At 73.2% G+C, this 14,109-nt stretch carries 11 protein-coding genes; 6 read left to right on the top strand and 5 right to left on the bottom strand.

All coding sequences use genetic code 11. From position 1 onward, the window contains the following. The first annotated feature begins 2 nt into the window (after positions 1–2). Genes AC0QR5_RS00865 through AC0QR5_RS00855 form a run of 3 tightly spaced genes read left to right on the top strand, consistent with a single transcriptional unit; the run spans position 3 to position 3,693 of the window. The gene (locus AC0QR5_RS00865) at positions 3–1,007 is read left to right on the top strand and encodes an ABC transporter permease (RefSeq protein ID WP_329859634.1); all 1,005 of its coding nucleotides are present in this window, start codon (positions 3–5) and stop codon (positions 1,005–1,007) included. Beyond that, positions 1,004–1,930, top strand: a complete 927-nt coding sequence (locus AC0QR5_RS00860) for an ABC transporter permease (protein WP_329859633.1) — start codon at positions 1,004–1,006, stop codon at positions 1,928–1,930. The genes AC0QR5_RS00865 and AC0QR5_RS00860 overlap by 4 nt, the downstream gene beginning before the upstream one ends. Beyond that, complete coding sequence (locus tag AC0QR5_RS00855; protein ID WP_329859631.1) at positions 1,927–3,693, top strand: ABC transporter ATP-binding protein; 1,767 nt, start codon at positions 1,927–1,929, stop codon at positions 3,691–3,693. Before AC0QR5_RS00860 ends, AC0QR5_RS00855 begins: the two co-directional genes overlap by 4 nt. A 273-nt stretch (positions 3,694–3,966) precedes the next feature. Here the strand turns inward: AC0QR5_RS00855 and AC0QR5_RS00850 are convergent, their stop codons facing one another. Both AC0QR5_RS00850 and AC0QR5_RS00845 read right to left on the bottom strand, forming a co-directional pair. Beyond that, positions 3,967–6,189, bottom strand: a complete 2,223-nt coding sequence (locus AC0QR5_RS00850; protein ID WP_329859630.1) for an NADP-dependent isocitrate dehydrogenase — start codon at positions 6,187–6,189, stop codon at positions 3,967–3,969. A 172-nt stretch (positions 6,190–6,361) separates the two neighbouring features. Next, the gene (locus AC0QR5_RS00845) at positions 6,362–6,919 is read right to left on the bottom strand and encodes a DUF6318 family protein (RefSeq protein WP_329859629.1); all 558 of its coding nucleotides are present in this window, start codon (positions 6,917–6,919) and stop codon (positions 6,362–6,364) included. A gap of 337 nt (positions 6,920–7,256) precedes the next feature. On the opposite strand from AC0QR5_RS00845, the gene AC0QR5_RS00840 reads away from it, so the two are divergent. The 3 genes from AC0QR5_RS00840 (at position 7,257) to AC0QR5_RS00830 (ending at position 10,233) form a co-directional block, all read left to right on the top strand. Beyond that, complete coding sequence (locus AC0QR5_RS00840; RefSeq protein ID WP_475372489.1) at positions 7,257–8,138, top strand: N-acetylglucosamine kinase; 882 nt, start codon at positions 7,257–7,259, stop codon at positions 8,136–8,138. 146 nt (positions 8,139–8,284) lie between these two features. Beyond that, complete coding sequence (locus tag AC0QR5_RS00835; protein ID WP_329859627.1) at positions 8,285–9,157, top strand: hypothetical protein; 873 nt, start codon at positions 8,285–8,287, stop codon at positions 9,155–9,157. A gap of 53 nt (positions 9,158–9,210) precedes the next feature. After that, entirely contained in the window at positions 9,211–10,233 is a 1,023-nt protein-coding gene (locus AC0QR5_RS00830) for an NAD(P)-dependent alcohol dehydrogenase (RefSeq protein ID WP_329859626.1), read from the top strand. Here AC0QR5_RS00830 and purH read toward each other — a convergent pair. The 3 genes from purH to AC0QR5_RS00815 all read right to left on the bottom strand — a co-directional run bounded on the left by purH (position 10,205) and on the right by AC0QR5_RS00815 (position 13,972). Beyond that, entirely contained in the window at positions 10,205–11,875 is a 1,671-nt protein-coding gene (gene purH, locus AC0QR5_RS00825; RefSeq protein WP_329859625.1) for a bifunctional phosphoribosylaminoimidazolecarboxamide formyltransferase/IMP cyclohydrolase, read from the bottom strand. The two genes, AC0QR5_RS00830 and purH, sit on opposite strands and share 29 nt — an antisense overlap. Positions 11,876–12,015: 140 nt before the next feature. Beyond that, the gene (locus AC0QR5_RS00820) at positions 12,016–12,588 is read right to left on the bottom strand and encodes a DUF4303 domain-containing protein (protein WP_329859624.1); all 573 of its coding nucleotides are present in this window, start codon (positions 12,586–12,588) and stop codon (positions 12,016–12,018) included. A 103-nt stretch (positions 12,589–12,691) separates the two neighbouring features. Beyond that, complete coding sequence (locus tag AC0QR5_RS00815; RefSeq protein WP_329859623.1) at positions 12,692–13,972, bottom strand: Nramp family divalent metal transporter; 1,281 nt, start codon at positions 13,970–13,972, stop codon at positions 12,692–12,694. Between the last annotated feature and the right edge of the window lie 137 nt (positions 13,973–14,109).

The raw sequence follows: 14,109 nt of genomic DNA, 5'->3' as shown, positions 1-14,109 counted from the left end.
CGATGACGAGCAAGCGGACGACGCCGGTGCGCGGCCGGCCGGGCGCCGGGCCCGGGTCCCGGCGCCGCGTCGTCTCCGCGGCGCTGCGCTGGCTCGCGCTCAAGCTCGCCGGAGCGGCGTTCGTGCTCTGGGCCGTGGCGACGCTGATCTTCGTCGGCATCCGGCTGATCCCGGGCGACCCGGCCGAGGCGATCCTCGGCGGCCCGGGCTCGCAGGCCTCCGCCGAGGCGCTTGCGGCGGCGCGCGCCGAGCACGGGCTGGACCTCCCCCTGACGGCGCAGTACGCGATGCAGCTGGAACGGCTCGCCCAGGGCGACCTCGGCCAGTCCTACTCGCTGCGCGTGCCCGTCGCCGAGCTGCTCGCGGAGCAGCTTCCCGGCACGCTGCTGCTCGCCGCGCTCGCGTGGGCCCTCGCCTGGCTCCTCGCGCTCGGCCTGGCCCTGTGGTCCACGCTCGGCGGCCGCGGCGCCGCCCTCGTCGCCTCGGGGCTGGAGATCGCGGCGGCGGCCGTCCCCCACTTCTGGCTCGCGAGCCTGCTCGTGTTGTTGTTCTCCAACGCGCTGGCCTGGCTTCCTCCCGTGAGCACCAACACGCCGGCCGGCCTCGTCCTGCCCGTGACGACGCTGGCCCTGCCGCTCGCGGGATTCCTGGGCCAGGTCATGCGCGAGTCGATGCTCACGGCGATATCCTCCCCGTTCGCCCTCTCCGCGCGGGCGCGTGGCGAGCGCGAGGCCGGCGTCCTGCTCCGGCACGGCCTGCGCCACGCCGCCCTGCCGGGGATCGGGCTCTCCGGCTGGGCGCTCGGCTCCCTCGTCAGCGGAGCCGTGGTGGTCGAGACGATCTTCGCCCGCCCCGGCCTGGGCCGCACGCTGCTCGGCGCCGTGACGCTGCGCGACGTCCCCCTGGTCACGGGCGTGGCCCTCGCCTCCGCCGCCGCCTACGTCGTCGTCATGGCGGCCGCCGACCTCGCCGAGCGGATCGCCGATCCGCGCCTGAGGGCGGCATGAGCGGCCCCGGATCCGTGCCCCGCGGCGCGGGGCTCCCGACAGGACCCCGGCGTTCCGCGCGCCTGGGCGCCGCGGCCGCCGGCCCGCCGGGGCTCGTCGCCGGGGGCGCCGGGCGGCTCCCGGCGCTCATCGCGGGGGCCGTCGCCGCCGTCGTCGTCGCCGCCGCGCTCGCCCCGGGATGGCTCGCGCCGTTCGACCCGCTCGCGATCGACCCGTCCGCGGCCTTCCAGGCCCCCTCCCCGGCGCACTGGCTCGGCACCGACGAGTCCGGACGGGACCTCCTCTCCCGCGTCATCCACGGCGCCCGGGATTCCCTGCTCATCGGGGCGGCCGCGACCGGTGTCGGCCTCGCGCTCGCCCTGCTCCTCGGCGTCCCGGCCGGGCTCGGCGCCGGCGGGGGCCGGGCCGGCCGCTGGCTGGACTTCGGGATCGGCCGCGTCCTGGAAGTGCTCTTCGCCCTCCCCGGGCTCCTCCTCGCGCTCGTGTTCATCGCCCTCGCGGGCCCCGGGGTCGCGACGTCCGTCGTCGCCGTCGGACTCGGCACCGCACCCGGCTACGCGCGGCTCATCCGCACGCAGGTCGCCGTCCTGCGCTCCTCCCCCATGATCGAGGCGGCGGTCGTCCTCGGCCGGCCCCGCGGGACCATCCTGTGGCGCCACCTGCTGCCGAACGCGCTCGCGCCCGTCCTGGTCCTCGCCACGCTCGGCCTCGGACAGGCCGTCGTGTGGGCCTCGGCCCTGAGCTTCCTGGGCCTCGGCGCGCCGCCACCCGCGCCGGAGTGGGGCTCCATGCTCTCGGCCGGCCGGACGTACCTCGGGATCGCCTGGTGGATGACGGTGTTCCCGGGCCTCGCCGTCGTCGCCGTCGCCGCCTCGAGCACCGTGCTGGGCCGAGCCCTGTCCCGACGGGCGGCGGGCCTGTGAGCGCCGGCCGCCTGCCCCCGGAGGGCGCGGCCCCGCTCCTGGAAGTCACGGGCCTCCGCGTCGCCTTCGGCCGGCGGCCCGTCCTGGACGGCGTCTCCTTCCGGCTGGACCGCGGCGAGGCCCTCGCGATCGTCGGCGAGTCCGGCTCCGGGAAGTCCGTCACGGCCCGCACGCTGCTGGGCCTGGCCGACGGCGGCCCGGCCGGTGCCGCGCGCTCCGGGCGGGCGCGCGTCGAGGCCGACGTCCTGCGCCTCGACGGGCACGATCTGCTGCGCCCCGGCTCGTGGCGCAGGGTCCGCGGGACGGCGGCCGGCCTGATCCTTCAGGACGCCCTGGTCTCGCTCGACCCCCTGCGCACCGTGGGCCGGGAGATCGACGACGCGCTCCGCCTGCACACGCGCCTCGCTCCCGCGGCCCGGGCGGCCCGCGTGCGCGTACTGCTCGAGTCCACGGGGCTGGACGCCGCGGTGGCCGGGAGCCGCTCCGGCGAGCTCTCCGGCGGGATGCGGCAGCGGGCGCTCATCGCCTCGGCGATCGCGCTCGATCCGCCCCTGCTCATCGCCGACGAGCCTACGACCGCCCTCGACGCGACCGTGCAGCACCAGGTCCTCCAGGTCCTCGACGGGCTGCGCGCCCGCGGCTCGGCCCTGCTCCTCATCAGCCACGACCTCGCCGTCGTCGCCTCGGTGGCCGACCGCATCGCCGTGATGCGCGGCGGACGGATCGTGGAGCAGGGGCCCGCTGAACAGGTGCTCACCGAGCCGCGGCACGAGTACACGCGCTCGCTGCTGCGCGCCGTGCCGGCCGGCAAGCCCCGCGGCACGCGGCTCGCCGCCGATCCTCGCTCCGGCCCGTCCGGCACGTCCGGCGTTTCCGGCCCGTCCGGACCGATGGCAGGCGACGGGGCTCCGCCGCCCCCGTCCCGCCCGCCCGGACCGATGGCGGGCGGCGGGGCCGCGCCGCCGCCGCCCGGCACGCCGGCCGAGGCGTCACTGCCCGTGCTCGAGGCCACGGGCCTGACGAAGTCCTTCCGGCGGCCCGATGGTTCGCGCCTGGCCGCCGTCGACGGCGTGGACCTGGTCCTGCGGCCCGGCTCCACGCTCGGGCTCGTGGGGGAATCCGGGTCCGGCAAGTCGACGACCGCCCGGATGATCCTGGGCCTGGCTGCGCCTGATGCCGGCGACGTCCGGCTCTTCGGGCGCCCGTGGAGCGGGGCCACCGAGGCCGGACGCCGGCCCCGGCGTCGCCAGCTCGGCGCCGTCTACCAGGACCCGTTCAGCTCCTTCGACCCGCGCATGGACGTGGGCTCGATCCTCGCCGACGCGCTCAGCGGCGGTACGACCCGCCGCGCGGCCCGCCACCGCGCGGCCGTCGCGGAGCTCCTCGCGCTCGTCGGGCTCGGGGAGGACGTGGCGCGGCGGCACCCGCGGACCCTCTCCGGCGGCCAGCGGCAGCGCGTCGCGATCGCCCGCGCGCTCGCCCCGCAGCCGCGCGTCCTGCTGCTCGACGAGCCCGTCTCCGCGCTCGACGTGTCCGTGCAGGCGCAGATCCTGGACCTCGTCGACGGGCTGCAGGAGCGGCTCGGGCTGTCCTGCCTCTTCATCTCCCACGACCTGGCCGTGGTGCGGCACATGAGCGACGAGGTCGCGGTCATGCGCGCCGGGCGGATCGTGGAGCGCGGGCCCACCGAGGAGGTCTTCACGGCGCCCTCGCACGACTACACGCGCGCGCTCCTCGCCGCGACGCCGTCCCTGCGCGGCTGACGCCCGCCGTGGAAGGCCGACACTCACCGTGGAGGGTTCACGCTCGCCGGGGAAGGCGGACGCCCGCCCGGCGAATCATCACGTTCTGGACATTTCAGCGTCCAATGGACGCTGATTCGTCCAGAAGTGGATGATCCGGCCGTCCCGCCACGCGTTGACGGCGCCGGCCGGCCCCAGTCGCCCACGGGCGCTTCGCGGCGACGTCCCGCCGCGCGTTAACGGCGCCGGCCGGGCCCCCGTGTGGGGAACCCGGCCGGCTGGCGGCGAGGGCCGCTACTTCTTCAGTCCGTCGATGACCGCGTTGAGCGTGGCCGACGGGCGCATGGCCGCGGAGGCCTTCGCGGCGTCCGGACGGTAGTAGCCGCCCAGATCGACGGGCCGGCCCTGCACGGCCTGGAGCTCGGCCACGATGGCCTCCTCCTGGCCGGACAACGCCTCGGCCACAGGCGCGAAGACCCCGGCCAGGACGGCGTCGTCGTTCTGCGCCGCGAGCTCCTTCGCCCAGTACAGGGCGAGGTAGAAGTGCGAGCCGCGGTTGTCGATCGTGCCCAGCTTGCGGCCCGGCGAGCGGTTCTCCAGCAGGAACGTCGCGGTGGCGCGGTCCAGTGCGGCCGCGAGGACGGACGCGCCCGGGGTGCCGGCCTGCTCCGCGTACTTCTCGAGCGACGGGACGAGCGCGAAGAACTCGCCGAGCGAGTCCCACCGCAGGTAGTCCTCCTTCACGAGCTGCTGCACGTGCTTCGGGGCGGAGCCGCCGGCGCCCGTCTCGAAGAGCCCGCCGCCGTTGATCAGCGGAACCACGGAGAGCATCTTGGCGGACGTGCCGAGCTCGAGGATCGGGAAGAGGTCCGTCAGGTAGTCGCGCAGCACGTTGCCGGTGACGGAGATCGTGTCCTCGCCGCGGCGCAGGCGCTCGATCGTGAAGGCCGTGGCGTCGACGGGGCTCATGATGGCGATTTCGAGGCCCTCGGTGTCGTGCTCGCCGAGGTACCGCTCGACCTTGGCGATCAGCTGGGCGTCGTGGGCGCGGTTCTTGTCGAGCCAGAACACGGCCGGGGTCTCCGACGCGCGGGCGCGGGTGACGGCCAGCTTGACCCAGTCGCGGATCGGCACGTCCTTGGTCTGGCAGGCCCGCCAGATGTCGCCCTGCTCGACGGCGTGCTCGATCAGCACGTCGCCCGCGGCGTTGAGGACCTGGACGGTGCCGGCGGCCGGGATCTCGAAGGTCTTGTTGTGGCTTCCGTACTCCTCGGCGGCCTGGGCCATGAGGCCGACGTTCGGGACGGTGCCCATGGTCGTCGGGTCGAAGGCCCCGTGGGCGCGGCAGTCGTCGATGACGACCTGGTAAACGCCGGCGTAGGAGCTGTCCGGCAGCACCGCGAGGGTGTCGGCCTCCCGGCCGTCCGGGCCCCACATGTGGCCGGAAGTGCGGATCATGGCCGGCATCGAGGCGTCGACGATGACGTCGGACGGGACGTGCAGGTTGGTGATGCCCTTGTCGGAATCGACCATGGCCAGGGCCGGGCCGTCGGCATAGCCCTTCTCGATGGCGGACTGGATGCTCTCGCGCACGTCTTCGGCGACGTCGTCGAGCCCGCCGAGGATGGCCGCCAGGCCGTTGTTGGCGCTCAGGCCGGCCGCTGCGAGGTCGTCGCCGTGCTTCTCGAACAGCTCGGCGAAGTACGCCTTGACGACGTGGCCGAAGATAATCGGATCGGAGACCTTCATCATGGTCGCCTTGAGGTGGGCGGAGAACAGCACGCCCTCTTCCTTGGCGCGCTGGACCTGCTCGGCGAGGAACGCGTCGAGCGCCGCGGCGCTCATGAACGTCCCGTCCACGACCTCGCCGGCGAGGACGGGCAGCGACTTCAGCAGGACCTTGACGGTGCCGTCCGTGCGGACCAGCTGGATGCTCAGGGTGTCGTCGGCCGCGAGGGTCACCGACTTCTCGTTGGAGGCGAAGTCGCCGGCGCCCATGGTCGCGACGTTGGTCTTGGACTCCGGCGTCCAGGCGCCCATGGAGTGCGGGTTCTGCCGTGCGTAGGTCTTCACGGACAGCGGCGCGCGGCGGTCGGAGTTGCCCTCGCGCAGGACCGGGTTCACGGCAGAGCCCTTGATCTTGTCGTAGCGGGCGCGGATGTCCGTCTCCTCGTCGGAGGACGGGTTGTCCGGGTAGTCCGGAAGGGCGTAGCCCTGGGACTGGAGCTCGGCGATCGCGGCCTTCAGCTGCGGGATCGAGGCCGAGATGTTCGGGAGCTTGACGATGTTGGCCTCGGGGGTCTTGGCCAGCCGGCCGAGCTCGGCCAGAGCGTCCCCGGTGCGCTGCTCCTCGGTGAGGAAGTCGCCGAACACGGCGATGATGCGGCCCGCCAGGGAGATGTCGCGGGTCTCGACTTCCACGCCCGCCGTGGAGGCGAAGGCCTCGACGATCGGCAGGAACGAATAGGTCGCCAGCAGCGGCGCTTCATCCGTGTGGGTGTAAATGATCTTGGCCATAGGCGAGGCAACTCCCTGAAAAGGTCTGCGGTTCGTGCGCATGCGGTGTGATCTCAACAGGACAAACTTACCCGAGACCACGCGCCGGGCGCCCATCGGAGACGTCCCGGCCGCTTGTCCGGCGGGCACCGGTACCGCGGATGCGGCTGGCGGCGCCCGCCTCCGGCGGCGCCTACTCCTCGGGGAGCTCGGCGTCGGGCGTCTCGGCGAGCGAGACGAGGCTCCAGGCGCCGTCTGCGTAGCGTCCCTGGACGGTGTAGACGGTCCCGTCGGCGTCCCACGTGGTCTCCTCGATCACGGAGCCGTCCGCGGCGTAGACGGTCTTCGCGTCCTCCATGTAGGGGACGACGGCGGACAGGGCGCCGTCCGCGTCCGGCTCGCCGAGGGCCATGACGTTCTGGGCCTTGGGCTGGCCGCCCTCGATCCGGCCGCCGTCGGCGTAGACGGCCTCGATGGCCGAGGCCTCCTCGGCGCATTCGGCGCAGTCCGCCGCGACGGAGAGCATGAGCCCGGTGTCCCCGGTCTGCAGCGCGTAGTTGACGGCGTCGAAGTAGTAGTAGCTCGTGGCGGAGAGCCCCTTGGCGGTCTCGTCCTTCATGAGCTCGTTGACGGCGGGCTCGCGGACCTGCTTCGCCGTGGGGGCCTCGGCGGCGGGTTCGCCGGCACCGCAGCCGGTCAGGGCGAGGGCGGTGAGCACGGCGACGGCGCCGAGCGCGTGGGTCTTCTTCATGGTTACTCCCGGGGTTCGTTGCTGGGGGCCGCGCGGCCGCGCCGGAGCGCAGTCGAATTCATGTCAAACGACCCCTTCACAGCCTAGCCGTTGCCCGAGGCCACCATCGATCCGGGCGCGGGGCCGCGGAGGCGCCAGACGCCGTCGAACCCCGGCCGGCCGCGGCAGGACGTCGCCCCGCGGCGTCACAGTGTGCCCCATCTCACCCCTCGGGCCCGGATCTGCGTATGATGGTGCGGCGCCAGTAGGGCGCGCAGCGACGATCCGACGAAGGGCGGCGGGCATGCCCTACGCGGCATTGGCAATTGATGGTGGACAGACGGGGATCCGTGCGCAGGTGCGACGACCCGACGGGACGGTGGATCCGTCCGTCCCCGTCCAGGAGTTCAGCGGGATCCTGACGTACCGGCCGCTGCTGGAGCAGATGACGGAGGTCGTCCAGAAGGCCTCGGCCGCCACCGGACTCTCCTTCCAGACCGTGTCCGCCGGGCTGAGCGGCCTCACCGACGGGGCGGCGCTCGCGGCACCGCTCCTGGGCGCCACGTCCGGGCTCGGCGTGCGCGAGGTCAACATCACCCACGATTCCGTCAGCTCCTACCTCGGGGCGCTCGGCGACGAGCGCGGCGCCGTCATCGCCTCCGGCACCGGCGTCGTGACTCTCGCGGTCGGCGCCGAGGACGTCGTGCGGATCGACGGCTGGGGCTACATCATGGGCGACGCCGGAAGCGGCTACTGGCTCGGCCGCGCCGCGCTCGACGCCGTCATGCGCGCCTACGACGGCCGCGGACCGCAGACCGCGCTCACCGACGCCGTCCGGGCCGACTACCCGGACCTGGAGAACGCCTATGTGCAGCTCCAGCAGGACCCGGAACGGATCAGCCGCACGGCCTCCTACGCGGCCCACGTCGCACGCCTGGCCGAGGACGACGCCGTCGCCGCCTCGATCTGCGACGCGGCGGCCGCGGAGCTGGCCCTGTCCGTGGCGACGGGGCTGCGCCGCGTCGGCGAGGACCAGGCCGGCGCGACATCGGTCTGCTACCTCGGCGGGGTCCTCCGCGGAGCCCGCGTCCGGGAGGGACTGACGGCGCGCCTGCGCGAGCTGTGGCCGCACGTGTCGGTGCGCGAGCCGCTGGCCACGGGGCTCGACGGCGCCGCGATGCTCCCCCACGTCGCCGGCACCTCGGCGCTCTCGGCGAGCATCCACACGGCCCGCGGCTGACCGGGCCCGGGCGGGCACTGGCGCCGGGCCGGGGTCTGCGCGACGATGGGGGCCATGGACACCACCGGCTGGCTGCTGAGCTTCGATCCCGCCTTGCGCTGGCAGGTGATGCGCGACCTCCTCGACGCCCCCGGGCGAAGCGGCGCGTGAGCGCACCCGCGTGGCCCGCGAGGGGTGGGGAGCCGCACGGCTGGAACTCCAGGACGAGCGCGGCTACTGGAACAACGAGGAGTTCGGGCAGGACCGCACGGGCGTGTACTGGGTCCTGGCCCTGCTCCGCCGGCTCGGCCCCGGCCGACCCGGCGGACCCCCGGGTCGCGGCGGCCGTCGACAGGGTCCACGCGCACGTCGTCTGGAGCGAGTGGGGCGAGCTCCCCTACTTCCACGGCGAAGTCGAACCCTGCATCAACGGCGGGGTCGTGGCGCAGGCGGCCTCCTTCGGCCGGCTCGGGGCGGGGAGCGAGCGTCTCGTGGACCGCCTCCTCGGCGAGCAGCTCGAGGACGGCGGATGGAACTGCGAGGCGCCCGGATCCAGCCGCTCGTCCTTCGACTCGACGCTGAACGTCCTCGAGGCCTTCCTGGAGTTCGAACGCGCCGTGTCCACGGCTACCCACCACGTCCCCGCGGAGGTCACCGCCCAGGTGGCCGCGGCCCGCCGGCGCGGGGAGGAATACCTCCTGGAGCGCTCGCTCTACCGCCGGCTCTCCACCGGCGAGGTGGCGCAGGGGCGCTACCTGAACTTCTCCTTCCCGCCCTACTGGTTCTACGACGTGCTGCGCGCCCTGGACTACTTCCGCGACTCGGGCCGCCCTTTCGAGGCCCGCATGGGGCGGGCGCTCGAGGAGCTCGTCTCCCGCCGGGACGACGAAGGACGCTGGCTGGCCGGCGTGACCTGGCCCGGCGCGGTGTACTTCGACGTCGATGCGCCGCAGGGCGAGCCGAGCCCCTGGAACACGCTGCGGGCCCTGCGCGTGCTGCGCTGGGCTGAGGACGGGGCGGTCCCCGACGCCGCCGGATAGGCACCGCGGCAATCGGCACACGGCACCACGATCACCGACCACGGGAGGACCCCATGCTCAACCCCAGCGCCGTGCTGCACGGCATCCGCACGGTCGCGATCGAGGACCGTCCGCTCCCCGTCCCCGAAGCGCACGAGCTCGTCGTCTCGGTCCGGGCCACGGGCATCTGCGGATCGGACATCCACTACTACGAGCACGGCCGGATCGGCGACTACATCGTCGACGCCCCGATGGTCATCGGGCACGAATCGGCCGGCGTGGTCACGGCGGTCGGCGCGGGCGTCGACCCGGCACGGATCGGCCAGGCGGTGGCACTCGAACCGGGCGTCCCCTGCCGGCGTTGCGCGCAGTGCCGGCACGGGCGCTACAACCTCTGCCCCGACGTCGTGTTCTTCGCGACGCCGCCGGTTCACGGTTCGATCGCCGGCTTCGTGGCCATCGACGCCGACTTCGCCCACCCGGTCCCGGACGGGCTCTCCTTCGAGGAGGCCGCCATGGCCGAGCCCGTCTCCGTGGGCGTCTGGGCCGCGCGGAAGGCCGCCGTCTCGGTCGGCGACCGGGTCCTGGTCACGGGCGCCGGTCCCATCGGACTCTTCGCCGCCCAGGTGGCGCGGGCCTTCGGTGCCTCCTCGGTCACCGTGACCGATCCGAGCGCCTACCGCCTTTCGGTGGCCCGCGGCCTGGGCTTCGAGGCGGCCGAGGCGGATGCCGCACTGGATCCGGTCCACACGGTCCTGTTGGAGTGCTCCGGCGCGGCGGCCGCCCTCGATGCCGGGCTCGCGTCGTTGGCGCCGGCCGGCCGCGCCGTCCTCGTGGGCATGGGGTCCGACGCGGTCCCGCTCAACGTCCCGCTGGTCCAGGGCCGCGAGCTGAGCATCACGGGCGTCTTCCGCTACGCCAACACCTACCCGGAGGCCCTCGCCCTGCTGGCCGACGGCTCGGTGCGGGCCTCCGAGGTGATCACGCACCGCTTCGGCATCGAGGACACGGAGCAGGCGCTGACGCTCGGCCGCCGCGAACGGGAGTCCCTCAAGGCCGTCGTCGTTCCTAGTGGAAGAAGTGGCGCGAACCGGTGAAGTACATCGTGATCCCGGCGGCGTTGGCCGCGGCCACGACCTCCTCGTCCCGGACGGAGCCGCCCGGCTGGACGACGGCCTTCACACCGGCGTCGATGAGGATCCCCAGGCCGTCGGCGAAGGGGAAGAACGCATCGGAGGCCGCGACGGCGCCGCGGGCGCGCTCGGGGGCACCCGCGGACGATCCGGCCTCGGCCCCTCCCGCGGCGTCGACGGCGGACTCGACCGCCACGCCGAGCGTGTTGGCGCGCTCGACCGCGAGCTTGCAGGAATCCAGGCGGTTGACCTGGCCCATGCCGATTCCGACGGCGGCGCCGTCCTTGGCCAGCAGCACGGCGTTGGACTTGGCCGCGCGGACCGCGGTCCAGGCGAACGCGAGGTCCGCCAGGGTCGCCTCGTCGGCCGCCTCGCCGGCCGCGAGGGTCCACGTGGCGGGGTCGTCGCCCGCGGCGTCGACCTTGTCCGAGACCTGGACGAGGACGCCGCCGGAAACCTGCTTGACCTCTGTCGGATAGCGGTCGTAGCCCTCGGGCAGCGACAGCAGGCGGATGTTTTTCTTCTTCGACAGGATCTCGACGGCCTCCGGCTCGAAGCCGGGGGCGATGACGACCTCGGTGAAGATGTCCTTGACCGTCTCGGCCATGGCCGCGGTGACGGGGCGGTTGGCGGCGATCACGCCGCCGAAGGCGGACAGCGGATCCGTGCCGTGGGCCTTCGCGTGGGCGTCCGCGATCGGGTCCGCGGCGCCCTCGGTGGCCACGGCGACGCCGCACGGATTGGCGTGCTTGACGACGGCGACGGCGGGCTGGGCGAAGTCGAACGCCGCACGGAGGGCCGCGTCGGCGTCGACGTAGTTGTTGTAGCTCATGGCCTTGCCGTGGAGCTGGTCCGCCTGGGCGATCCCGGCCGGCGCGGCGTGGTCCACGTAGAGGGCGGCCTGCTGGTGCGGGTTCTCGCCGTAGCGCAGCACCTCGGAGCGCTCGAGCGAGAGGCCGGCGTAGGCGGGCCAGTCGACCACTCCGTCGCCGTCGACGTCGAGGAACTGGCTCGCGGTCCACTGGGCCACGGCGTTGTCGTAGGACGCGGTGTGGGCGAACGCGGCCGCGGCGAGGCGCTGGCGGGCGGCGAGCTCGAAGCCGCCCTCGCGGGCGGCGGAGACGACGTCGGCGTAGCGGGCGGGGTCCACGACGACGGCCACGGACGGGTGGTTCTTGGCGGCGGCGCGGACCATGGAGGGCCCGCCGATGTCGATCTGCTCGACGACGGCGTCCTGTCCCGCCCCCGACTTCACGGTGTCCACGAACGGGTAGAGGTTCACGACGACGAGGTCGAAGGCCTCGATCCCGAGCTCCTCGAGCTGGGCGACGTGCTCGGGCAGGCGGCGGTCGGCGAGGATGCCGGCGTGCACGCGCGGGTGCAGGGTCTTCACGCGCCCGTCGAGGCACTCCTGGAACCCGGTGACCTCGGCGACCTCCGTCACGGGGACGCCGGCGGCGGCGATGCGGGACGCGGTCGAGCCCGTGGAGACGATCGCGACACCGGCCGCGTGCAGGCCCTGCGCGAGCTCCTCCAGCCCGGTCTTGTCGTAGACGGAGATCAGGGCCCGGCGGATCGGCACACGGTTCAGGACATTCTGGCTCACAAGGCGCTCCCAAGGGATTCAGGGGTGGGGATCGCCACCATCCTACCGGCCCCGGTGCCGGCTCCTGAGTGCGTGACGACGCCCCGGAAACCGCGGCGGGGGCGCGCCTGCGCGGTCCGCCTCCCGGTCCGTCGGGGCCCCTAGCTCGCGAGTTCCGGGAAATGCCGCCGCAATTGCTCGTCGCTGAGGCAGCGGCGCAGGATCTTGTCGGCGTGGTCCTCGTCGGAGAGGTAGCAGACCAGTTCGCTGTTGCGGCCCGTGGCGAGCTCCGGTCCGAGCGAGGCGGTCACGGAGAGCAGCATCTCGTAGTACCGGCGGATCGTCGGCTCCCAGCCGTGGTGCAGTGCGACGTTCGTCAGCGCCTGGGACCACAGCTCGGTCGCTGACTCGTCGAAGAGCTCCATGGAGCACCAGTGCCAGTCCGGCGGGTTCCACCGCCGCGAGTAGAAGCTCTCCTCGGCCGGTTCGACGTCGTCCTCGGAGACGTCCACGGGTGCCTGGTCCGCCTCGGCCAGCGCCAGGTCCCGGGCAAGGGCCTGCTCCGAGTTCAGGGCGAGCACCGGCAGCTCGATCTTCTCCGCGGGCTCGGTCGAGACCCCGTCGAGGGCCACGGCGTAGAACACGTGGCCGGGGTGGTGGTCGATCACTTCGCGCGCCTGCCGGAGCGCTGATCTGCGGATCGCTTCCTCGAGTGCCGTCCAATCTACTCCCATGACCAGACTCTACTCCCGCCCCCGGCGGGCGTTAAGCGCAAAACGCGGCTCCGGCGTCGTTCTGGGGGAACGACGCCGGAACCGCGCCCGGGTGCGGGCCCGCTCAGCCGGCGATCGCCTTCCGGATCGCGTCGACGAGCTGGTAGACCCCGAGCCAGACGAACAGGATCGCGGTGACGGCCAGGGCGATGTTCGTATGCAGCCGGTTGCGCCACTCCTTGGGCACGCCGTAGCGGGCCATGTTCAGCAGCGGCAGGAGCGTGACGGCCAGGAACGGCATGAACAGGGCGCCGAGGACGCCGTAGGCCAGCACCAGGCCGATCGGCTGGTCCAGGAGGAGCAGGAGCATCGGCGGGAAGGTCAGCCACAACAAATAGAAGCGGAAGTACTTCCCGTTGAGCTTGGCGTCCGGGTGCTCGGAGCCCTTGCCTCGCATGTTGGCCCAGAAGTCGGCGAACATCAGGGACACGCCGTTCCAGACGCCGATGACGGAGGAGAAGGCGGCGGCGAAGAAGCCCACGAGGAAGGCCTTGCCGACGAAGTCGCCGTACTCGGCCACGAGGACGTCGGTGAGGTCCAGCAGCCCCTTGTCGCCGGCGCCGATCGCGACGCCGGCGGCGCGGACGACCTCGGCGCCGACGATGAGCATCGAGATCACGAAGATGCCGGTCATGACGTACGCCATGGTGTTGTCCAGGCGCATCACGCGCATCCAGCCCGGCTTCGTCCAGCCCTTCTCCCGCAGCCAGTAGCCGTAGGCCGCGAGGGTGATGGTGCCGCCGACGCCGCCGGCGAGCGCGAGGGTGTAGAGCACGCTGCCCTCCGGCAGGCGCGGGATCAGGCCCGCGGCCATCTCGGGGATGTTGGGCGTGGCGAGGAACGCGAGGCTGACGATCGTCAGGAACATGAGGCCCACGAGGACCGCGGTGATCTTCTCGAAGACGGCGTAGCGGTTGAACCAGACCAGCAGGAAGCCGGCGATGCCGGTCGCGACCGCGAAGGCCCAGAGCGGGACGGCCGGGAAGAGCGCCGCGAGCGGCAGCGCGGTGGAGGACATGGCGGAGGCGCCGTAGACGAAGCCCCAGATCATGATGTATGGGCCGAAGTACCAGACGGGCCAGCGGCCCAGCGAGCGCCAGCCCTCGAAGATCGTCTTGCCGGTGGCGAGCGTGAAGCGGCCGGCCCCCTCGACGAGGACGATCTTCAGGATGACGCCGAGGATCACGGCCCACAGCAGCGTGTAGCCGTAGCGGGATCCGGCGGCGAGCGTGGCGACCATGTCGGCGGCGCCCACACCCGTGGCGGCGACCACCAGCCCTGGGCCGATGACCTTCCATTTCTTGGGCGATTCGAGCTGTGTCTGCTCCGTTGCGTCCTTGCTCATGGTGCCTTTCCGCGGACCGGGAGGATTCCTCCTCGGCCCCTTGTGTTTGACTGGTTCCGTGTAGGCAGCGTACCGGCCGCGGTTGCGCGCGGCCGGGCGCGCCGACCGCGCTACTCTATGTGCAGCCGCGCGCACCG

It is taken from the genome of Arthrobacter sp. J156 (genome assembly GCF_056172865.1).
This window is presented reverse-complemented; position numbering and strand designations above follow the sequence as displayed.